Origin of the sequence: Sinorhizobium sp. BG8 (assembly GCF_016864555.1) — a bacterium.
GTDB lineage: Bacteria > Pseudomonadota > Alphaproteobacteria > Rhizobiales > Rhizobiaceae > BG8.
Map to the genome: position 1 here is coordinate 463,717 of NZ_CP044012.1, position 20,608 is coordinate 484,324.

Sequence of the window (20,608 nt, forward strand, 5' to 3'; positions counted from 1 at the left end):
ATATATACGACTATAACAGACTTGCTTATGGAATGACGCATGGGCGCGCCCACTCTCGGTTTCCTTCTGCATGACGTGGCGCGCCTGTTGAGGAAGCGCTTCGAGCAGCGCGCGAAGTGCCTGGGCCTTACGCGCGCGCAGTGGCAGACACTCGCCTATCTCCTGAACAACGACGGGATTCATCAGGCAGCGCTCGCCGACATGCTGGAGATCGAACCGATTTCACTCACGCGCATCCTGGACAAGTTGGTGGCCCGGCGCCTGGTTGAGCGACGCCAGCACCCGACCGACCGCCGGATTTCGCTGCTCTACATGCGTGAGGAGGCCCTGCCGCTTATCGCGGAAATGCGGGTGCTAGGCGACGAGACCAGGGCCGAAGCCCTTCAGGGCGTTTCGGCCGCAGAAAGGGAACAGCTCTTCGCGACGTTGTCCCTCATGAAGACCAATCTTGTGCAAGCGTGCCGTAACCCGGCGACAGAAACAGAGTCCTCGAATGTCTGAAGCAAATTCATCCCTGCGCGTCGCCGCCAACGCAAATGCAGCCGACGCTCCAACCTCCGAACTCCGAGATACAGTAGCGGAAACACCGGTCTCCGCGGTGCCCGCTGCTGAAGTGACTGCGCCCGGCGGCATTCAGGTCCGCCGCCGGCGCAGTCTCAAACGCCCAATTCTCTTCGCATTGCTTCCCGTGTGCCTCGCGATCGGAGGATATTCCTACGTGACCGGCGGACAGGTGATGTCGACGGACAACGCATACATCCAAGCGGACATGGTCGGCATTACCACGGATGTTTCCGGCATTGTCGAAAAGATCGACGTGCACGAGAACGAGGCGGTGAAGGCCGGACAGACGCTCTTCAAGCTGCAAGCCGAGCCGTTCGAGATCAGCCTTGCCGGGGCGGAGGCGCAGCTAGGGGTCGTCAAGAACCAGATACTGAACCTGAAGGCCAGCTACGAGCAGTCGCTTGCGGAGATTACCCAGGCGGAAGCAGACATCCCCTACTACCAGACCAACCTGAAGCGGCAGGAGGATCTTCTGTCGAGCGCTGTTGCCTCGCATGCCGCCTACGACCAGGCCAAGCATGACCTGGAGGCGGCCGAACAGAAGGTCGCCGTCGCCAAGGCCGAAGCCAAGGCCACGCTTGCCCAGGTTGGCGGTGACCCGGGCCAGACACTTGAGTCCAATCCGCTCTATCTCCAGGCGAAATCCGACGTGGACAAGGCCCGGCGGGAACTCGACCACAGCGTGGTCAAGGCGCCCTTCGACGGCATCGTCACGAATGTCAGCAGCCTCCAGTCCGGTTCATACCTGACAGCGTCCCAACAGGCGATCTCGCTCGTTTCCGACACCAACATGTGGATCGCGGCCAATCCGAAGGAAACCGAACTCACCCACGTCGTTCCCGGACAGGCGGTATCGATCTACGTGGATACGTACCCGGGCGTCGAGTGGAAGGGCAAGGTTGCAAGCATAAGCCCCGCTTCCGGCTCGAGCTTCTCGCTGCTGCCCGCGCAGAACACCAGCGGCAACTGGGTAAAGGTCGTCCAGCGGATCCCGATGCGCGTCAGCATCGACGATCAGCAAGGCAAGCCGCCGCTGCGCGTCGGCATGAGCGCGATCGTCGATGTCGATACCGGCCATGCACGAGGCCTGCCGGAATCCGCGGAGAAGCTGGTGAGCGCGCTCAGCGGCAGCGACCATGAGTAGCCAGGGCGTTTCGGCCACGGCTCCGATCGCGAACCGTGGCGCGATTACGGCTTGCGTGATCCTCGCTGTCATCATGCAGGCGCTGGACACGACCATCGCCAACGTGGCCCTGCCATTCATCCAGGGCAGCGTGGCGGCGAGTGCCGACCAGATCAACTGGGTTCTGACCTCCTACATCGTCGCGGCTGCGATAATGACGCCGCCGTCGGGCTTCCTCGCCGCCAAGTTCGGGCGCAAGCGTGTTCTTCTGGCGGCCATTGCCGGGTTCGTCTTCGCATCCGTACTGTGCGGCATCGCCCAGTCACTCAACCAGATCGTCGCCTTCCGCTTGCTGCAGGGACTCTTCGGCGCAGCGCTCGTCCCGCTGTCGCAAGGAATTCTGCTCGACATCTACACCGTCGAGGAGCGTGGATCCGCCATGGCCCTCTTCGGCGTCTCGGTCATGGTCGGCCCTGTCCTCGGACCGGTCATCGGCGGTTGGCTCACGGACAACATCAGCTGGCGTTGGGTCTTCTACATCAATGTGCCGATCGGGGCGCTCGCCTTCTTCGGCATCACCGTCTTCGTATCGGAAACCAAGCTGGACAGACTGGCGAAGCTCGACTGGTTCGGCTTCGGGATGATGAGCCTCTTCATCGCGTCGCTGCAGCTCTTTCTCGACCGCGGTGAACAACTCGACTGGTTTCACTCGGGTGAAATTCTCGTCGAAGCTGTTGTCTGCGTGAGCGCATTCTATCTGCTTCTGGTGCACACGTTCACGGCGAACAATTCCTTCGTCAATCCGCGACTGTTCCTGGACCGGAACTTTACCGTCAGCATGGTCTTCATCTTCATAATCGGCATAACCTATCTCGCGTCGCTTGCGCTGATGACGCCCTATCTCCAGACACTGATGGGTTATCCGGTCATAACTGCTGGTATCGTCATGGGCCCGCGTGGCCTCGGCACAATGGTCTGCATGTTTCTCGTCGGAAAGCTGATGGGCAAGATCGATACCCGCTTCCTGCTGGCGATCGGCCTGGCACTGACCGCCTGGGCCATGTACGACATGACCGGCTGGACGCCGGATGTCTCGCAATGGACCATCGTCTCCGTCGGCTTCATTCAGGGTGCAGGTCTCGGCTTCCTCTTCGTGCCGCTGACCACCATGGCCTTCTCGACGCTGCCGGCCCAGATGCGCGGCGACGGCACCGGCCTCTACAACCTGTCCCGCAACATCGGTTCCAGCGTCGGAATTTCGGTGGTCGCCGCCCTGATCACTGAAAACGTCCAGACCAACCATGAAACGATCGCGGCCTATGTGACGCCGTTCAACCATGCCTTCCACAGCGCGGCGGCGCAGTCGCTCAGTCCATTCACTGCAGCGGGCCGGGCCGCCCTGGACAACACGATAACCCTCCAGGCAACGATCATCGCCTATATGGACGATTTCAAGTTGCTGATGCTGATGTCCATCGCAGCATTGCCGCTGGTTCTCCTGCTGCGCAAACCCACGGCCCCGCCGGTGGCAGACCATAGTGCCGTGATGGAGTGAAGCGCCGGGCTCCGGTGCTTCACTACTTGCGGATTACTCGGCTTCGTCGGGTGCGATCGGTCCGAATGCATCGCGTTCGCCGTTGATGATCTCGCGCTTGCCAACGTGATTGGCAGGCCCGACCAGTCCTTCCTTCTCCATGCGCTCTACGAGGGAAGCCGCACGGTTGTAGCCGATCGCCAGGCGGCGCTGGATGTAGGAAGTCGAGCACTTCTTGTCGCGCATCACCACCTTGACTGCCTTCTCGTAGAGATCATTGCCGTCTTCGGCAGCCATGTCACTCTTGTCGAATACGGCGCCTGCGGGCGGCTCGACTTCCTTGCCTTCCTTGCTTTCCTTGCTTTCCTCTTCGTCGGCCGTAACCGTCTCCAGATATTCCGGTCGGCCCTGCGCCTTCAGGTGGAGGACGACCTTCTCTACCTCCTCGTCCGAAACAAAGGGGCCGTGTACGCGGGAAATCCGTCCGCCGCCCGCCATGTGCAGCATGTCGCCCTGGCCGAGGAGCTGTTCAGCTCCCTGCTCGCCGAGAATGGTGCGGCTGTCGATCTTCGACGTCACCTGGAACGAAATACGGGTCGGGAAGTTCGCCTTGATCGTGCCGGTGATGACGTCGACCGAAGGACGCTGGGTCGCCATGATGAGATGGATGCCGGCGGCGCGCGCCATCTGCGCAAGACGCTGGATCGCACCTTCGATCTCCTTGCCGGCAACCATCATCAGGTCGGCCATTTCGTCGACGATGACGACGATGTAGGGCATGGGATCGAGGTCGATCTCCTGCTGCTCGTGGACGGCTTCACCCGTGCCCCGGTCAAAGCCGGTCTGGACCGTCGCCATGATCGTCTCGCCCTTTGCCCGGGCGGCGGCGGCACGGCTGTTGTAGCCATCGATGTTGCGCACGCCCAGCCGCGACATCTTGCGGTAGCGGTCCTCCATCTCACGCACGGCCCATTTCAGAGCCATCACCGCCTTCTTCGGGTCCGTCACGACCGGCGTCAGCAGATGCGGGATGCCGTCGTAGATCGACAGTTCCAGCATCTTGGGGTCGACCATGATCAGTCGGCATTCCTCCGGCCGGAACCGGTAGAGCAGCGACAGGATCATCGTATTGATGGCGACCGACTTGCCGGAGCCGGTAGTTCCGGCGACGAGCAGGTGCGGCATCTTTGCCAGTTCCGCCACCACGGGTTCACCGCCGATGGTCTTGCCGAGGCAGAGTGGCAGCTTGAACGCCGTCCTTGCGAAATCCTGGGAGTCGATCATCTCGCGGAAGTAGACGGTCTCGCGGGTCGCGTTCGGCAGTTCGATGCCGATGACATTGCGGCCGGGCACAACAGCGACGCGGGCAGAGAGTGCCGACATGGAGCGGGCAATGTCGTCCGCAAGGCCGATCACGCGCGAGGATTTGACGCCGGGCGCCGGTTCGAATTCGTAGAGCGTCACGACAGGACCGGGCCGCACGTGGATGATCTCGCCACGCACACCGAAGTCCTCGAGCACGCTTTCCAGAAGGCCCGCATTCTGCTCGAGCGTTTCCTGCGACAGGACGTAGCCGGCAGAAAGGGGCGGTTCCTGAAGCAGGTCGCGCGGGGGGAATTCGTAACCCGGGTCGGACGCGACGGGCATTGCATCCAGATTGATCTGGAAGGGCTTCGAAATCGCCACGCCGGACGTCACCGCCACGCGCGGCCGCTCGACATTTTCGACCACCGGCTGGACCGCATTTGCGGCATGGACAGCCGGCACCGGAGCAATACCTGCCTGTTGGGCCACAAGAGCCGGAGCTTCCGGGCCGGACGGCGCCGGTGCGGCAATCTCGACAACCGGAGTTACGGCGGCGGTTTCACTCACGTCGGCGGCAGGCGTTTCGGCAACGGACGGCTTGCGGCACTCGACCACGCGGAAGAGGTGCGCAATCGACTCGACTTGGGGCTGAGGAACGGACACCGGCGCCGGCGCCGCTGGTGCAACATTCACCTTCTGCGCGGGGGCGATCGCGACGTCCTTCCGGACGGGCGCGCGCTCGGGAATGAGATCGACGTCGATTGCCATCGTCTCGAAGAACGCGAAATCGGAAAGATTGACGAAGCGAGACGGAGTTGCCGCCTCTGGGTTAGTCTGCCTCGGGGCTGCTGGTGCAGCCGGGGGATTGACGACGGGTCTTGCGAATTGGGGTACGGGTATGGTCACTGACTGTATCGGCTTCGCTTGAATTGGCTTTACTTCGAGTTGCGGGGTCGGCTCCGGAGTGGAGGCCACCGCCAGGGGAGCTGGCGCATCGGGTTCGACGATCGGCTCCGGCTTGCGCCGCCGCTCGTTGAGGGCTTCCCTCAGCTTTTGCAGAAGTGCTGTCTCCGAGGGCAGCGTCTGGGCGGGGACAGGATCCTTTGGCTGCGGAATGGCTTCAGCTTGTTCGGCCAGCCGCCGCTCCGCGCCGACACGGTCGGGCGTCCGGGTGAAGCGCACATTGGGTGCGAGGTAGAAGTGGCTTTCCCATGTTCCATCGGCGTTCTGCGCCGGGTCGTAACCTTGCAGAACCGGCGAACGAAAACGGGATTTCGCCGCATCGTTGGCGATCTCCGCATGCGAATCGTACCACTGCAGGTCCTCTTCGGCGGGCGCCTCGGTCGCGTCGTCCCAGCCGTCGTCTCCACTATCGTTGTCCGGTGTTACCGCCTCGTACCCGTCATGGGCCAGGGCTGCGGATGAGAAGTTGTTTCTGGAAATACGCATGGGACCTTCAAGCACGAGACACATTGCCGATGGGCTGCCCTGATCGATAGGAAATGAAGGTTAACAATCCCTTTGGAAAATGCATCAGATTGACGGCATCGACCCGGCATTGCCAGCCGAAACGTGAGCGAATGAGAACGTTATCTTGCTGATTTATTTTAGATAATATCTTCTCAGTACCCACATTTGAACAATCTCGGGCCGAGCAGTTCGCGGAGTAATTTTCATGACGGCCGAAGCCGGCACCGACACACCGGACAGGCTTCGCAAGAAGCCGCTACACGTCCGCCGGAGCGCCGACGCCACGCGAGAAATTTTTTGTTGCGCACCGTCTCGCGGGGGTGTCGGTGGAGCCGGCTGGTTGGTGAAATCAGGCCAGCCGGTAGACCCTTGTCGCGGTCTTGCGGAAGATGTTCTCCATGTCGATCACGCCGTGGCCGTCGACGGCCTGCTTGTGAGTCGTCAGCAGCGTGCGGTAGTCCGTCCACAGCTTCTCGATCGGGAAGTTGGAGCCGAACATCAGATGTTCGCTCCCGAGGATGTCGATCGCATCGTCGATAATCCGTTGCACCAGCGTCGGGTCATTGGCGTGCACGAAGGTGCCGAGGCCGGAGAGCTTGGCATGGAAATTGTCCATCCCGGCGAAGCGGCAAAGCCCCTGGTGCCAGGCATCCACCGTCGCCGGCCTGTCGTCCACCAGCATGCCTGCATGCGTCAGGATAAAATCGGTCCCCGGATTGTCGGCAACGAGCTGTGCCCCGTCCTCCATCTGCCCAGGGAACAGTTGCAGGTCGAATGAAAGTCCGTAGTTCTTCAGGTGCGCGACGTTGCGGGATACCGCGGGATCAATCACCTGCCGCGCTGAGGCGGCGAAGCGGTACTCCGGCACATCGTGCCAGTGAAGCTGCATGCGCACGCCGCGCATGAGCGGATAGGCCTTCAGGCGATCGAGCTGGGGCCTGACGTCCTTCACCGTCATGTCGGCATAACCGACGATCGCATGAGGCCAGCCATATTCGTTCGCCGTCTCGCTTACCCAGGCGACCTCCTTTTCGTAGTCGTCCCTGGTCCAGTTGGTCTGGACGTAGACCGCTTTTTCAACCCCTTCGCCCTGAAGGTCACCGAGGTATTCGGTGATCGGATAGTCGCGCATGATCGGCTCATACGGACCGAAGATGCGCGGCACCATCGGCCCATTCAACCAGGGCAGGTCCTTCTGCCTCCAGATGTGGAAATGTGCGTCAACAATGCCCTGCATCGGCGTTCCTCCCCCAGATCGCCTCGGCTCGCGGCGCCGGCTTGTCGAGCGACAGAATGAAATCGGCGAGTGTCGCAATCGAAGAACCGTCGACGAGATCGTCGAGAATTGGAAGTATCGCCCGCAATGCCGCGGTCACCGGCCGAAAGCGCCGGTCGCCGGCAAGCGGGGTACAAAGGGAGAGGCGGAAGGCGCGCGCCGAAAGCCGCCGCATCGCCGTCTCCATATCTTGATGCGCTCCCCGCTCCAGTCCGTCTGACAGTACGACGACCGCAGCACCGCGCGCCATGGACGAGAACCGCGGAACGGCAAGGAAGGCGAGAAGCGCCGGCCCTATCCTCGTTCCGCCGTCCCAGTCCTCCGCCTGACGGGACGCCATCTCCAACGCCTGCGCCCTGTCGCGAATCCTGAGGGCGCTTGTCAGCCGGGTCAGGCGCGTTCCGAACGTGAAGACCTCCGCAGATCCGGCGCCCTGGACCACGGCATGCGCGACCTTCAGGTGATCCAGAGTATGTTGCTTCATGGATCCCGAGATGTCGATGAGCAATACGATCCGTCGCAGCACGATCTCGCGCTTGCGCAACCGCAGATCGGGAATGTCTCCGTCGGCACGCACGATCTCCCGCAGCGACCGGCGCAGATCGATGTGGCCACCTAATCGGGTCGGCAGATACCGGAAGCTGCGGCGCCGTGGCAGGCAGCGGCCGAGACTGCGCCGGAACTGCCGTAGTTCGCCTTCTTCCGCTCCGCCGTCGAGTTCACGGGTGGATAGCCGTTCGGCGCCGGAAGACAGGGCCCCGCCCTTTTCCCGCTTCACCAGCATCTCACGCTGCTGCTCTCTTCCCATACTGTCCTTGACGCGCGTCTCGTCGTCCTCATCTTCCGCACCGGCGGCGATGACGGCATCGCCGAAGAACACGGCACGGAAGATCGCATCATACTCCCCCATCCGGTCCGGCGACGGCGCGAGCGTTGCGATGCCCGCCTGGCGGATGTCTTCGATCGAGCAGGGACCGAGAAGCGATACCGAAGCGAGAAATGCGGTGACCTGCTCGGGTGCGATGGAAAAGCTGCTTTCGCGAAGGAGACCGGAAAGCCGAAGGAAGGGCTCGGCGGCAAGGGGCAAGGCGGGGGCCAGGTTCATGCCATCGCCTCCTCGATGATCTGCCCCAGGTCGGTAGCGATGAAGCCCAGATCCTCCTCATCCTTGATGAGGACACCTATCGCGCGCCGGAAGGCCTCGGGCCAGGCGCTTCCGCTCTTTTCGAGAACCGTCGCCGCGTTCGCCCACTCGACGGCTTCTGAGATTCCCGGAGGCTTGGCGAGTGGGCGCGCTCGCAGAGAGCCGACGGCGGCGGCAACCGTCCTCGCCGTCTCGTAGGCGACATCCGGAGAGCGCATCATGATGATGGACGCTTCGCGTTCGGCATCGGGATAGGCGATCCAGTGGTAGATGCAGCGCCTGCGCAGCGCTTCGGCAAGCTCGCGTGTCCGGTTCGAGGTCAGAACGACCATCGGCTTCACTTTTGCGCAAACGGTGCCTCTCTCCGGGATCGTGATCTGGAAATCCGAGAGATACTCCAGCAGTAGCGCCTCGAACTCATGGTCGGAGCGATCGATCTCGTCGATGAGCAGCACGGTCTCCTGCGGAGCCTGCAGCGACTGCAGAAGGGGCCGTGCCAGCAGGAAGCGGTCATCATAGATGTCGATTTCCCGCTCCCCAGCCTGACGGATCGCCAGAAGCTGTCTCTGGTAGTTCCACTCGTAGAGCGCATGCTGGGCGTCTATGCCCTCGTAGCACTGGAGCCGGATGAGGTCGCGGTCGAGCATGGCGGCGATGGCCTTCGCCGCTTCCGTCTTGCCGACCCCGGGCGCTCCTTCGAGCAGGAGCGGTTTCCCGAGTTCGATCGCAAGAAAAACCGCCGTGGAGAGGCCTTCGTCCGCCATGTAGCGGCAAGAGGCGAAACCGGCCGCGACGGCCGATGGAGAATTGACGACGGATTTCGCTTCCTGCTCCGTCATGTTGCTTCCTCAGCTCGCGTCGCCAGCAGCGCGTTCCTTAAGCGCACGCAAAATACGCTCCGGCGTGATCGGTAGCGTGTCGATGCGCACGCCGACTGCATCATATATTGCATTCGCAACGGCTGGTATCTGCGGGTTGGCGCACATCTCGCCCGGCCCTTTCGCCCCGAAGGGTCCGTCAGCCGCAGGCCGCTCCAGGACGATGATCTCGGTCTCCGCCAGATCGCCCGGTCCCGGCATCAGATATTCGTTGAAGTCCCTCCCGCCATGGCTGCGATCGGGATAGTAGGGCTCGGTCGTCTCGTAGAGGGCGTGACTGATGCCCATCCAGGAGCCGCCGACGAGCTGCTGCTCGACCATCTTCGGGTTCAGCGCGCGGCCGATCTCGAAGACGTTCTTGATCGTCAGCACATCCACTTCGCCGGTCTCGTCGTCCACCTCAACCTCGGCCACAGTACAGGCGTGGGCATAGCAGGTGGACGGCTTCATCGCCCCCGTCTCGGCATCCGGATAGGACCGGGGTATCAGGAACATGCCGCGACCGGAAATCGACCGCCCGCGCTTGAAATGGGCCGAGAGCGCCGTGTCGAAGATCGATATCGAGCGCTGCGGGGCACCCTTCACATGGATATTGCCTAGACCGTCGGTGTCGAGATCGGACGCATTGACCTCGAGCTCCTCAGCCGCCACCTCGAGCATCACCTGCCGCGCTTCCTTTGCCGCCTGGATAACGGCATTGCCCGCACGGTGCGTTCCGCGCGAGGCGAATGTGCCCATGCAGTGAGGGCCGGTGTCGGTGTCGGCGGTATCGACGATCACGCGATCGGTTGGAACGCCGATTGTCTCGGCGCAAATTTGCGCCATGATCTGCTTCATCCCCTGCCCGAGGTCGACGCTTGACAGCGACACCATGAAGTTGCCGGTCGGCGTGGAGTGCACCAGCGCCTGTGTCGGATCGCCACCGAGGTTCATGCCGGTCGGATAGTTGATCGCCGCAACGCCGCGGCCCCGCTTGACTGCCATGCTTCAACGCTCCCGTATCGCGGAGGACATGTTCATGTATTTGTCAGCCACCGGCCAGTTGGCGGCGCGGGAGGCCTCCTGCATGCACTCGATCAGTGCAGCGCCCTCCGTCGGCTGGCGGTGGGCTTTCATGTCGCCGTCACGATAGGCGTTGATGAAGCGGAACTCGAGAGCGTCCATTCCTATCAGCCTGGCGAGCTTGTCCATCTGGACCTCGAGAGCGAAGTCGCCGATCGTCACCCCGAAGCCGCGCATGGCGCTGGACGGCGTGCGGTTGGTGTAGACGCAATAGCTGTCGACCCAAACATTGGGAACGGTGTAGGGCCCCGGAAATGCGCCGCCGATTTCTGCGCCCCGTAGGGAGAGTGGCGCGAATAGGCGCCGGCATCGATGTAAGCCTTGACATAGCGGGCGACGATGCGCCCGTCGTTCATGACGCCATCCTTGATCACCAGCTTTTCGGCCGCGCGCGGAGACGAGACCTGCATCTCCTCCTCACGGCTGTAGACGAAGGAAACGGGGCGCCCGGTGAGCTTCGCACCGAGGATGGCGATCGGCTCCACGATCACGTCCACCTTGCCCCCAAAACCACCGCCGACCGTACCGCCGACCATGTGAAGCTTGGCGCCGTCCATCTGCAGGATGATCGAGGTATTGTCGAGCGTGAAGAACATCGCCTGGGTATTCGTGTAGCAGGTGAAACGACCGCTTCCCTCGGGCACGACGATGCAGCCCGTCGTTTCCGTCGGGGCGTGCTCGATCGGCCCGGACGAATAGGTCTGCTCGAGGACATGATCCGCCCCGGCAAAGCCCGCCTCCACATCGCCAAAGCGAACCTTGCGGCATTCACCGCTGTCGTAGAGATAGTAGTTCCGCCCGTGATACTCGTTGACGATGGGAGCGCCTGGGGCCAGCGCCTCGTCGATTGAGAGAACCGCTGGTAGGACTTCGTAGTCGACCTTGACCTTGGCGGCCGCCTCGTGCGCGGCACGTTCGGTGTCGGCGAGAATGGCGACAATGGCCTCTCCCTTGAAGCGCACCTTGTCTGTCGCAAGTACCGTCTCGTCTTCCGGCCCGACCTGGATCAGGGTGAGGATCGTGTAGACATTGTGCGGTACGTCACCGGCGGTCAATATCCGGACGACACCTGGATGCTTCGCCGCATCGGCAAGGTCGATCGAGCGGATGCGGGCATTGTGGTGAGGACTGCGGACCATCTTCAGGTGAAGCAGTCCTGGCAGGTTGCGGTCGGCGAAGAAGGTTGTCTTGCCCGTGACGTGCCCGAGCGCGTCGGAGCGAAGCCGCGGCTGCCCGATTTCCTTGAGGTCGTCCTTCCGCTCTCCCGCGAAGTATTCCTTGCGAAGTTCCATGTTTCGTCCTCACGCGGCATTGAGAGTATTGGCGTGCGCCGCGCTAAGTATCGCCTGGATGATCGGCTCATAGCCGGTGCAGCGACAGATGTTCCCCGCGATCGCCTCGATTACGTCCTCGCGGCTCGGCGCCGGATTGCTGTCGAGCAGCGCCTTGGCCGCCATCAGCATTCCCGGCGTGCAGAAGCCGCATTGCGTCGCGAACCCCTCATTGAAGGCCCGCTGCAGCGGATGGAGCACCCCCGCATCTTCCAGCCCCGCGGTCGTCTGGACCGACCTGCCGTCGCAGGTTTCCGCGAGCGTGAGACAAGAGAGGTGAAGCGCGCCATCGATGATCACGGAACAGCTTCCGCAGGTTCCCTGCTGGCAGCCCCCCTTGACGGACATGTCTCCGATCTTCTCACGCAGCACCTTGAGCAGCGTTGCGCCGCTTTCTGCGAATTCGGCCTTCTCCTCGCCGTTGAGCGTGAATTGCACCGGAACCTTGGTCATCGTTTCCTCCCGAAACCATGCGCCCGAATATCTCGTCCTTTTCCTGTTAGCCCAGAAGCAGGCGCGCGAGGTGCACGGGCAGTACCTCCCCGCGATACCAGGCGCTTGCAACTGCATCGGTTATCGGCGTCGTTCCCTCGTGAGCGACGGCGAGTGCCTCAGCTATTCCATCCCTGCTGCGCTCCTTGCCGACAAGCGCGCCCTCCACGACTTTCGCCCGGATGGGGCGGTCCGCCAGACAGCCGTAGGCGACGCGGGCCGACGTGATGACGCCGCTATCCTCCTCGATAACCGCGGCAATCGTGACGACTGCCGTGCCCTTGGGCTTCACGCGTGACACCTTCGCGAAGCGAAAGCTGCCCTCCGCCGGCAGGGCGAAGCTCACCGAACGGATGACACCGGAGGAAAACACACCATCACGCCCGGCCAGAAAGTCAGTGACCGGAACCTCGCGGCCGTCGAAATCCACCAGCGCGCCGAGCGCGATGAGCGCCACTGCGAAGTCCCCGTAGGGCGGTGGTGCATGAAGGTTGCCGCCGACCGTCGCCATGTTCCGGATTGCCGGGCCACCCACAGCGCGTGCCGCCGGCCCAAGGGGACTGAGTTCCGTGCTGGCGAGAATTTGTGCCATCGTCACAGATGCGCCGACACGCACGCGCCCGTCCGCGATCGAAATCTCTGACAACGCCTTGTCGACCACGCGCACATAGCTCGAAAACGAGATGTCACCCTCGTTCGCCCGCCGCACCAGCAGCGTCCCGCCGCCGAGGTAACGCGACGCATGGTCCGCCTTGAGCGTCGCGCTCGCCTCATCAGCCGTCTGGAAGGTTCTCAGAAGCAGTCCCATACCGCCCCTCCTTCATGCCTTGCCTGAGAAGAAGGTCTTCAACGCATTGAACCCCCTTGGAACACGTTCTCGCCCATGCCCTTGGCTACCTTTTCCGCTTCCTCAGGAGGCGCATCGAACGACGCGGTCCATTCCGCGAATGTATGATCGCCGTCAGTGATACGCCGGAGCGAGAGGGTGGCCTGATGGTTGCTGATCGGCTGCGGGGTTTCGAGGATGCTGTAGGTAACGAAGCGGTCGCTGTCCGAAAACGCAATGAGCTCCTCGCGGATCGTCGCGCCGGAGACGAGTTCGAACTTTCGCACGCAGCCGATCTGGTCCGCTGGCAGGCCATCCTCGATCTCGCTCTTGACCATGCGCGGATGCCAGGACGGCAGGCCGTTGTAGTCGCGAATGCGCTCCCACACCTTTTCGATCGGAGCTGCAATGACGGAGGAAATGGTGACTTTGGTCATGAAAAGGCTCCCTGTGCCAAGGTCCGGTCCTGTGGCGCCCGCACAGTCTGCAGGCCCTCAACACGGCCGAGTATAGGGAGGCCTTGCACATGGGCTTATCGATCAGTCTCGACAACCTATCGATAAGTCTGAAATTCGCGCCACTTCAGGGACAGAGGCCGTCACGCTCCCGCCCGGCCTGCTGGGAATGCGGCCCCTCGCTTGCAGCCGAGCGATAGACGGTCGGCGGCACGCCTGTATGCTCGCGGAAGAAGCGGGAAAAGTTGCCCTGCGTCGTGAAGCCGAGATTGCAGGCTACGGAGATCAGCGACTCGTTCGAAGTCTGCAGACAGCGTACAGCCTCGGCGATCCTGAGCGTGTTCCAATAGACGTTCGGCGTGACATTCATGTGCTCCTTGAAGAGCGCAAAGAAATGCGGGCGCGACAGGCCGACACTGCGCGCCACCTGATCGAAGCAGATACGCTCCCCGACATTGGCTTCCATAAGCGCAATGGCCTTGCGGACGCGAAAATCGCGTGCGGATCGGACGGGATGGGCGGCAGAAACCGGAGGTCTCGCAGCATCGGCGGCATCCAACAGATGGTCGATCAGCCGCTCCAGCTCGTAGGCAACCAACTCGTAATCGTCCTCGCCGCAGGAGAGCTTTTGCGGCAGAAGGGCGGCGGTTTCGCTGAGCCAGGGCTCCAGCGGGATGAGCGGCGTCGCGAAGACTTGCTTTCCGGAGGCGAGGTTTCGCCTTTCCTTGAGCCACTCCAGATCAATGTAGAAAGCCAGAAACGTGCCTGGCGTCTTGCTCTCGTCGAAAACGTGATTGTGCGGCTGGAACGAGTTTATGCCTATGGCCATACCCGGCGAGACCGAGACACGTTCGCTGCCGACCGTCATCTCGCCACCGTCGCCCGCGAGCCAGAGGACGATGTGCAGCTCCGGATGGGCATGTGTCACGAGATTGCTGCAGACATTCAAAAGCGAAACATGCCCGAACCGGCCCCGAAAGAGCCTGATGGATTCCGTCATATGTTCCTCCCGCAGATGAGACCTCCCTTTTCGACATGCTTGCGCACGCCGTCATCCGCGCGGGGGAGTCTGTGGGGTTGCCGGCCGTTCGTCAAGCCGTGCCGTATGATCGCTTCGGGACAGGGAAGCAGAGGAAACGAATTTCAGACTGATTGATTGGCTGACCGATCGGCGCAATCCGCTCCGCCTAGACTGGTAACCAGCGTCACGTCCAGGCGTAACGGACGACGTGGAAGAAGACTGGCGCGGCAAAGACGAGGCTGTCGGCCCGATCCAGCATCCCGCCGTGCCCCTCGATCATATGGCCCCAGTCCTTGACGCCACGGTCACGCTTGATCGCGGATGCAACCAGCCCTCCGAGAAAGCCCATGACGCATGAGAGCATTGCGAGCAACCCCGCCTCAAGCGGGGAGAACGGCGTCAGCCAGTACAGGCCGGCGCCCAGCAGAGAGGCACTGGCGGTGCCGCCGATCATGCCTTCCCAGGTTTTCGATGGCGAGACCGAGGGCGAGATCCGGTGCTTCCCGAAGAGCTTGCCGAAGATGTACTGAAGGACGTCACTTCCCTGCACTGTCGCGATCAGGAAGGCGATGAGCAGCAGGCTGCTTCCCGTGTATGCCTGCACGTGCAGCGTCATCAGCGCGGGCACGTGGCTGAGGCAGTAAACAGACAGCATGATGCCCCATTGCTGTTCCGAGATGCGTTCAAGGAAACGCGACGTATCGCCGGAAAGCGCCGTCAGGGCGGGCATGGCAAGGAAGCAGTAAACGGGGATGAAGATCGAGTAGAGGCCGTACCAATCGATCCAGATCAGGTAGTACTGCACCGGGATGACGACCAGAAACATGCCGAGCAGGACCCAGTGATCGCTGCGCCTCGTAAGGGTGAGCGTCACGTATTCGCGAAGCGACGCGAACGAGACGAGGGCAAACAGCACGATCACGCCGCCCCTGCCGAAGAGAAAGGCGAGGCAGAGCGCGCCGACCATCAGCCACCAGGCCTTTATCCGGGCGTTGAGGTTCAGAAGGGTCGGCGAAAGTGGCTTGGGGCTGCGCCACGAGAGCACGCCGGCGACCAGGCTTGCGCTCGAAAGCACGCCCATCAGTGCAAGGAAGAGCCTGGTCGTCTCCGCGTTCATTTTCCCTCTTTCCGGTTGTCGGGGTTGATCGCCAGCAGGCATTGCTGCGCGCGCTGGAGGAAATCCTGCCGCTCCTCTCCTTCCTCAAGCATGATCGGGGATCCGAAGATCACCCGGCAGAGCAGAGGCACCGGCAGGAAGGCGCCCTTCGGCAGTACGCGGGACATGTTCTCGATCCAGCAGGGGACCAACTCCACGTCGGGACGGGCAATGGCGAGATTGTAGAGGCCGGAACGGAAGCGTTGCAGCGGCTCTTCGCCCATATTGCGCGTGCCTTCGGGAAAGAAGATCAGGGACTGCCCCTCGTCGATCGCCCGCAGCATGACCGCGATCGGATCCTCCGTGCGCTCCACCCAATTGCGCTCGACGAGCACGGTGCGCAGCAGGACCTCCGCGAAAAACCGACGGATCGGGCCGGCGCGCCAGTAGTCCGCCCCTGCGACGGCACGGGTGCGCGCCCGCTCCTGGGGCGGCAGGCAGGAGGCGAGAAGGATAAAATCACCATGGCTCGAATGATTGGCGAAGTAGATGCGCTGGCGGTGTGACGGCCCGCAACCTGCCCAGATGGGACGCACCCCGGTGATGGCGCGGGCCATCCCCGCGAGAACGGCACTGGTCATCGCCTGAACGGCCGGCCTGAAGTTTGATTTCAGCATCGTAGCAGACCGTCCGTTCCTTCGAGAAGCAGGGCGATCAGGAGTATCAGGCAGGCAGCGACGGAGATCCTCAGGTGCCAGAGAATGCGCCGCGATCCTGCGATACGCGGTGCGAGGCCACGCAGTTCGCCTGGCGCCGCGCGCAGTCCAGTTCTCGCGAGAACCTCATCCAATGACGCCAGACCCCTCGCCTCCTCCTCGTAGCTCGCACACAGGCGGAAGAGCGCAGCGTCGAGCAGCAGGTGAACCGCGAGGGCCAGCGCGACAAGCGCAGCACCCGACAGCAGCAGCCATGCCAATGGCGACGCCTGCGCGCATCTGCCGGCAAGCAGCGGTGCGGCAAGGATGGACAGAACTGCGACGGCTCCGCCGGCGATCGCGCGTCGTCGAAAATACGTCGCCGCCTCCCCTGCCGACAGATCGGACTGACTCATTGCCAATCTCCATCAGAACCGATCATCGCCTCGGTCAGGTGAATGCGGCGTCCACCCTCTCCCACCATTCTTATCGCTTCGGCTGCGTTCTGGGCTCTCCCCGTCGCCATCAGCCAGCTCGCCACGGCAACGGCACTGCGCTGGAAGCCGAGCGCACAGCAAACCAGGACAGGACCCCGCTCTCGCGCCGTCTCGATTGCGCTTGCGGCCGCCAATTGCTGCGACCTGTCGAGCGGCAAGAGATCGAGCGCGGGAATGGCGACCCAGACGGTGGGCGGCGGCGCGAGACCGGGAAATTCACTCGTCATGTCGACGACGGAAGCGAAACGGGCGTATTCGCGCACCGTCGGAAACCGACCCAGGTGAACGCCAGCTGCCACGGGCACCGAGGATGGCAGCTTGCGTGTCCACGCCGCGATATTGAGCCATGCCCCAAGGCGATAGGGCATGAGCAGAAGCAGGCTTGCCAGCGTCACACGACCGTCGCCACCCTTCTGGAATACAGCCGGACCACCGCCGAGGTAGCCATACGCGACGATTGCGAGCGCGAGCGCCGGCCACAGCAGCAGGAGAGCGGCGCCCGAGCGCGGCGTCAATAAAACCGTCAAGGCGAGGAACAGCGCCACTCCGCATCCGTATGCAATCGCGAGCGTCCTCGCCTTGCGGTTCGCCGTTACCTTGAACCCTGCCGCCGGTGAGGTCCCGGCAACCGGAATGAGCCAGAGCGCGAAGAGACCGAGGAGTGCGCCCGTCGGCATGTCGATGACATGATGCTGCCAGGTCGTGAGCACCGAGAGCCCGATCAGGGCACACCAGCCGTGCCAGAACCAGCGCCAGGATCGCGCGATCCTGCGTCGCAGATGGTCCCAGATGATCACGAGCAATGCGATGTGAAGCGACGGTGCCTGGTTGAATGGTTTGTCGAAGCCTCCGAGCACATCGAACATGAAGCCCGGCAACCCGCTCGTCGGCGGTCTCTCGAACGTCGCCGTCAGAGGAAAGACAATGAAGCAGCTCACGGCGACGAGCTGGACAGTCAGATAGCGCTTGGCGAGGCGATCGACCCCTTCGGTCGTATCGTTGATGAAGAGTGACAGCCCGTAGAAGGCGTTGATCGACCAGTAGGGCAGGATCGTCCACGGAAGGAACGGAATGCTGCCTTCCCATGAAAAGGCAAGGTTTGGCACGTGCTCCCGCTGCATGGCGAGCCAGTTCGCCGCTCCGTAAGTCGCATAGAAGAACGGTGCGAGGAACAGCAGCCAGAGCGCCGCCCGAACGGAAACGGCGCGACTTGGCAGGATGGGGGTCGGTGCGAACGAACTTGCCACCGCGACCTCAGGTTCGCTCGGCCAGCGAGACGGTGAAGATGCCCCACTGGTCGATCCGCTGCTCGAGCTTGCGGAAGCCTGCTGCCTCGACGAGCTGGTCCATCTCCTGCTGCGTCCGCCGGCGCATGATCCACGAGGCACCGCCCCGGTGCGACGTCAGCGCCCGCGCAATCATCTCGAGCTGCGGATGCCAGGGCTGGTTGGTGTAGATCAGCAGGCTGCCTCGATCCATGGCCTGCGACAGACCGGAGAGCGAGGCCTCTATCAACGCATTGTCGGGGAAGAGTTCGTACAGCCCGGACACGATGGAGACGGTCGGACGGGGTTCTATTGCCGCCAACCCACTCGTGTCGAATGCATCGGCCTCATAGAAGTGCGCAATGTCCGAAAGCCCGCGTTCCGCGATCAGCCGGCTCCCCGCCTCGACGTTGATCGGCGAATAGTCCTGCAGGCGAATGCTTTCCGGTCTCGTCTCGCATGCCGCAACTGCGTCGAGGTCATAGCGTCCGTGTCCGGCGGCGACATCGAGCAGCCGCACAGGCCGTCCCGCCTCGTTCAAACGGGCGAACGCCGTGGCAATCAGTTCCTCCAGATGGATCTTGCGCTGCCGGATGCCACGCCAACCAATCGCGTCCAGAAACTGGCGATCGACCAGCCTGCCGACCGGACCGAGCCCTCGCGCGTCGTTTTCGTATACATAGTCGAGTGTGGAACCGGAATCGAATCCGGTCTTGCGTCCGACTCCGAGACCCTTCGAGATCAGCGCCCCGACCCGGATCGAGGCGCGCGTCGCAAGCCAGTAGAGGCCTCGCAACGTCGTGGCCGGCAATGGCGTCGTCAGCCGATCCGCCTCATCGCGCGTGTAACCTTGTCTGTGGGCGCCGCGAAGATCGACCGCCGCAGAAGGCTCCGAGAACCGTCCCTCGATGAAACTCCGCACCTTCTCGATCGCGATCGCACGATCCCGTTCCCCAAGCGTGTCATGGTAGAAACCGGGAAGCACATGCCGCTCCTTGATGGGGCTGCCCAGTTGCTCATAGAAGCGGTGCTGGGGAGCGTGTCGGACGACGAAATCGCTGCCGGATATGAGCACTTGGGTCGGAACCGTGATTGCCCGCGCGTCACCGACAACGCGCTCGGCCGCTTCATAGAGTTGGAGAAGGATGTTGGAAGCAATCGGTCGGGTTATCAGCGGATCCGTATTGAAGGAGGCGATCCGCTCCGGATCGTGGGTGAGAAACCGGGCTTTGACGTAGGAGTTGACGAAGAAGGTGCCCTTGAGGCGTTGCAGCAATGCGATGCCCTGACGGGCGAACGGCACATAGAGCTTTACGTCGAACGCCGGCGATGCGAGCACGAGCCCGCGTATCTTCGGAGAATAGTCATGGACCCAGGTAGACGCCAGAACAGCGCCGACGCTCTGGGCCACGACAACTATGTCCTCGACTTGAACTCCATCCTCTTCGGCAATATGGCGGATGAAGCAGTCAAGATCCCTCACGGAGGCGCCGAACGATGGCGAGTACCCTCGCACGCCCGGGGAGCGCCCATGACCGCGGGCGTCCCACGCGTAGAATGCGAAGTCGGGCAGGTCGAGTTCGGGAACGATGTGGGCCACGCGGCCACCATGTTCATGTCCGCGGTGGAGAAGCACGATAGCTCCCCTGGGACGGGGGATCTCGGCCGGCCATGTGCGATAGAACAGCCGTGTTCCGTCATGCGTCGCGAACTCGGCCTCCCGGCACTCTCGCGCGCGTTCCAATGTGTTCAGCACGTAGCTCCCCTCGCCCCACAATGGGCAAATCCCGTTGCGGATCTGCCCGCGATTTGCGGCTCCGGCCCCTATCCGGATTGCCGCCGATGCCGCTTCATGTTTCAAGAACGAATCAGCCCTTCGATTCGAGGGAAAAAAATGTCGGTCTACAAGTTGAAATCCGCATTTCAGAATGTGCTCCGGCCACTGGTGGCGAAACTCGCGGCCATTGGAGTGACGGCCAATCAGGTGACCGTGCTTGCGGCTGCTGTATCGGTGGTGCTTGGAGCCGCCCTGACATGGAGCGCGGATCCGCGCTGGTTTGCGCTCATTCCGCTCTGGATGCTCCTCAGGATGGCCTTGAATGCGATGGACGGCATGCTTGCCCGCGAGCATGGGCAACAGAGCCGGCTCGGCGCCTTCCTGAACGAACTTGGCGACGTCGTTTCCGATGCGGCTCTCTACATGCCCTTTGCGGTCATCTCCCCGTTCACGCCGGAATGGATCTCGGCAATCATCTTCCTTTCCGTCGTGACCGAGTTTGCGGGCGTTCTTGGCTCTGCCCAGGGCGGGCCGCGCCGCTACGATGGTCCACTGGGCAAGAGCGATCGCGCAGTACTGTTCGGCGCACTAGGTCTCCTCGTCGCCGCCGAATTGCTCGCGCCCTGGGCTTACTATCTCCAGCCTGTCGTGTGCCTGGCGCTGATCATGACGACGATCAACCGGGTACGCGCCGGTATCGGTCTTTCCGGCTGATCGACGGCCAGGGTCCTCGCCGGAGGTATGCGCGAGGCTTGCGGGCCTGCAGCGTCGAGCCGGAATTAGCTTTCAATCGTTCC

Annotated in this window: 17 protein-coding genes and 2 pseudogenes; 4 read left to right on the forward strand and 15 right to left on the reverse strand. The window is 62.6% G+C overall.

The window, feature by feature from the left end; all coding sequences use genetic code 11:
* Positions 1–39 precede the first annotated feature (39 nt).
* The 3 genes from F3Y30_RS23180 to F3Y30_RS23190 are packed head-to-tail and all read left to right on the forward strand — an operon-like array spanning position 40 to position 3,242.
* Positions 40–501 carry a MarR family transcriptional regulator gene (locus F3Y30_RS23180; RefSeq protein ID WP_203427515.1) on the forward strand — a complete coding sequence of 154 codons (462 nt, stop codon included), beginning with the start codon at positions 40–42 and terminating at the stop codon, positions 499–501.
* Positions 494–1,708: an HlyD family secretion protein gene (locus F3Y30_RS23185; protein ID WP_203427516.1), complete on the forward strand. Its 1,215-nt coding sequence runs from the start codon at positions 494–496 to the stop codon at positions 1,706–1,708. Before F3Y30_RS23180 ends, F3Y30_RS23185 begins: the two co-directional genes overlap by 8 nt.
* On the forward strand, positions 1,701–3,242 hold the full coding sequence (locus F3Y30_RS23190) for a DHA2 family efflux MFS transporter permease subunit (protein WP_203427517.1): 1,542 nt from the start codon (positions 1,701–1,703) through the stop codon (positions 3,240–3,242). The genes F3Y30_RS23185 and F3Y30_RS23190 overlap by 8 nt, the downstream gene beginning before the upstream one ends.
* A 33-nt stretch (positions 3,243–3,275) precedes the next feature.
* Here F3Y30_RS23190 and F3Y30_RS23195 read toward each other — a convergent pair whose 3' ends face one another.
* The 15 genes and pseudogenes from F3Y30_RS23195 to F3Y30_RS23265 form a co-directional block, all read right to left on the reverse strand.
* Positions 3,276–5,975: a DNA translocase FtsK gene (locus F3Y30_RS23195; RefSeq protein WP_203427518.1), complete on the reverse strand. Its 2,700-nt coding sequence runs from the start codon at positions 5,973–5,975 to the stop codon at positions 3,276–3,278.
* Between the two features lie 370 nt (positions 5,976–6,345).
* A complete protein-coding gene (locus F3Y30_RS23200; protein WP_203427519.1) occupies positions 6,346–7,233 on the reverse strand; it encodes an amidohydrolase family protein in 888 nt (295 codons plus the stop codon).
* On the reverse strand, positions 7,217–8,377 hold the full coding sequence (locus F3Y30_RS23205; protein ID WP_203427520.1) for a VWA domain-containing protein: 1,161 nt from the start codon (positions 8,375–8,377) through the stop codon (positions 7,217–7,219). Before F3Y30_RS23205 ends, F3Y30_RS23200 begins: the two co-directional genes overlap by 17 nt.
* The gene (locus F3Y30_RS23210) at positions 8,374–9,255 is read right to left on the reverse strand and encodes a MoxR family ATPase (protein WP_203427521.1); all 882 of its coding nucleotides are present in this window, start codon (positions 9,253–9,255) and stop codon (positions 8,374–8,376) included. The genes F3Y30_RS23205 and F3Y30_RS23210 overlap by 4 nt, the downstream gene beginning before the upstream one ends.
* A 9-nt stretch (positions 9,256–9,264) precedes the next feature.
* A complete protein-coding gene (locus F3Y30_RS23215) occupies positions 9,265–10,278 on the reverse strand; it encodes a molybdopterin cofactor-binding domain-containing protein (RefSeq protein WP_203427522.1) in 1,014 nt (337 codons plus the stop codon).
* 3 nt (positions 10,279–10,281) lie between these two features.
* Positions 10,282–11,648: pseudogene (locus tag F3Y30_RS23220) on the reverse strand (xanthine dehydrogenase family protein molybdopterin-binding subunit).
* Positions 11,649–11,657: 9 nt separating this feature from the next.
* Positions 11,658–12,140, reverse strand: a complete 483-nt coding sequence (locus F3Y30_RS23225; protein ID WP_203427523.1) for a (2Fe-2S)-binding protein — start codon at positions 12,138–12,140, stop codon at positions 11,658–11,660.
* A 46-nt stretch (positions 12,141–12,186) separates the two neighbouring features.
* Complete coding sequence (locus F3Y30_RS23230; RefSeq protein ID WP_203427524.1) at positions 12,187–12,987, reverse strand: FAD binding domain-containing protein; 801 nt, start codon at positions 12,985–12,987, stop codon at positions 12,187–12,189.
* Between the two features lie 12 nt (positions 12,988–12,999).
* A pseudogene (locus F3Y30_RS23235) lies at positions 13,000–13,442 on the reverse strand (SRPBCC family protein).
* Between the two features lie 145 nt (positions 13,443–13,587).
* Entirely contained in the window at positions 13,588–14,460 is an 873-nt protein-coding gene (locus F3Y30_RS23240; RefSeq protein WP_203427526.1) for an AraC family transcriptional regulator, read from the reverse strand.
* 205 nt (positions 14,461–14,665) lie between these two features.
* Entirely contained in the window at positions 14,666–15,598 is a 933-nt protein-coding gene (locus tag F3Y30_RS23245) for a phosphatidate cytidylyltransferase (RefSeq protein WP_246753070.1), read from the reverse strand.
* Positions 15,595–16,254, reverse strand: a complete 660-nt coding sequence (locus tag F3Y30_RS23250; protein ID WP_203427527.1) for a lysophospholipid acyltransferase family protein — start codon at positions 16,252–16,254, stop codon at positions 15,595–15,597. The genes F3Y30_RS23245 and F3Y30_RS23250 overlap by 4 nt, the downstream gene beginning before the upstream one ends.
* Positions 16,248–16,688: a hypothetical protein gene (locus F3Y30_RS23255; RefSeq protein ID WP_203427528.1), complete on the reverse strand. Its 441-nt coding sequence runs from the start codon at positions 16,686–16,688 to the stop codon at positions 16,248–16,250. The genes F3Y30_RS23250 and F3Y30_RS23255 overlap by 7 nt, the downstream gene beginning before the upstream one ends.
* On the reverse strand, positions 16,685–18,016 hold the full coding sequence (locus tag F3Y30_RS23260) for a phosphatase PAP2/dual specificity phosphatase family protein (RefSeq protein WP_246753071.1): 1,332 nt from the start codon (positions 18,014–18,016) through the stop codon (positions 16,685–16,687). Before F3Y30_RS23260 ends, F3Y30_RS23255 begins: the two co-directional genes overlap by 4 nt.
* Before the next feature lie 7 nt (positions 18,017–18,023).
* A complete protein-coding gene (locus F3Y30_RS23265) occupies positions 18,024–19,790 on the reverse strand; it encodes a bifunctional alpha/beta hydrolase/class I SAM-dependent methyltransferase (protein WP_203427529.1) in 1,767 nt (588 codons plus the stop codon).
* A gap of 138 nt (positions 19,791–19,928) precedes the next feature.
* On the opposite strand from F3Y30_RS23265, the gene F3Y30_RS23270 reads away from it, so the two are divergent.
* Complete coding sequence (locus F3Y30_RS23270) at positions 19,929–20,525, forward strand: CDP-alcohol phosphatidyltransferase family protein (protein WP_203427530.1); 597 nt, start codon at positions 19,929–19,931, stop codon at positions 20,523–20,525.
* Positions 20,526–20,608: the final 83 nt, after the last annotated feature.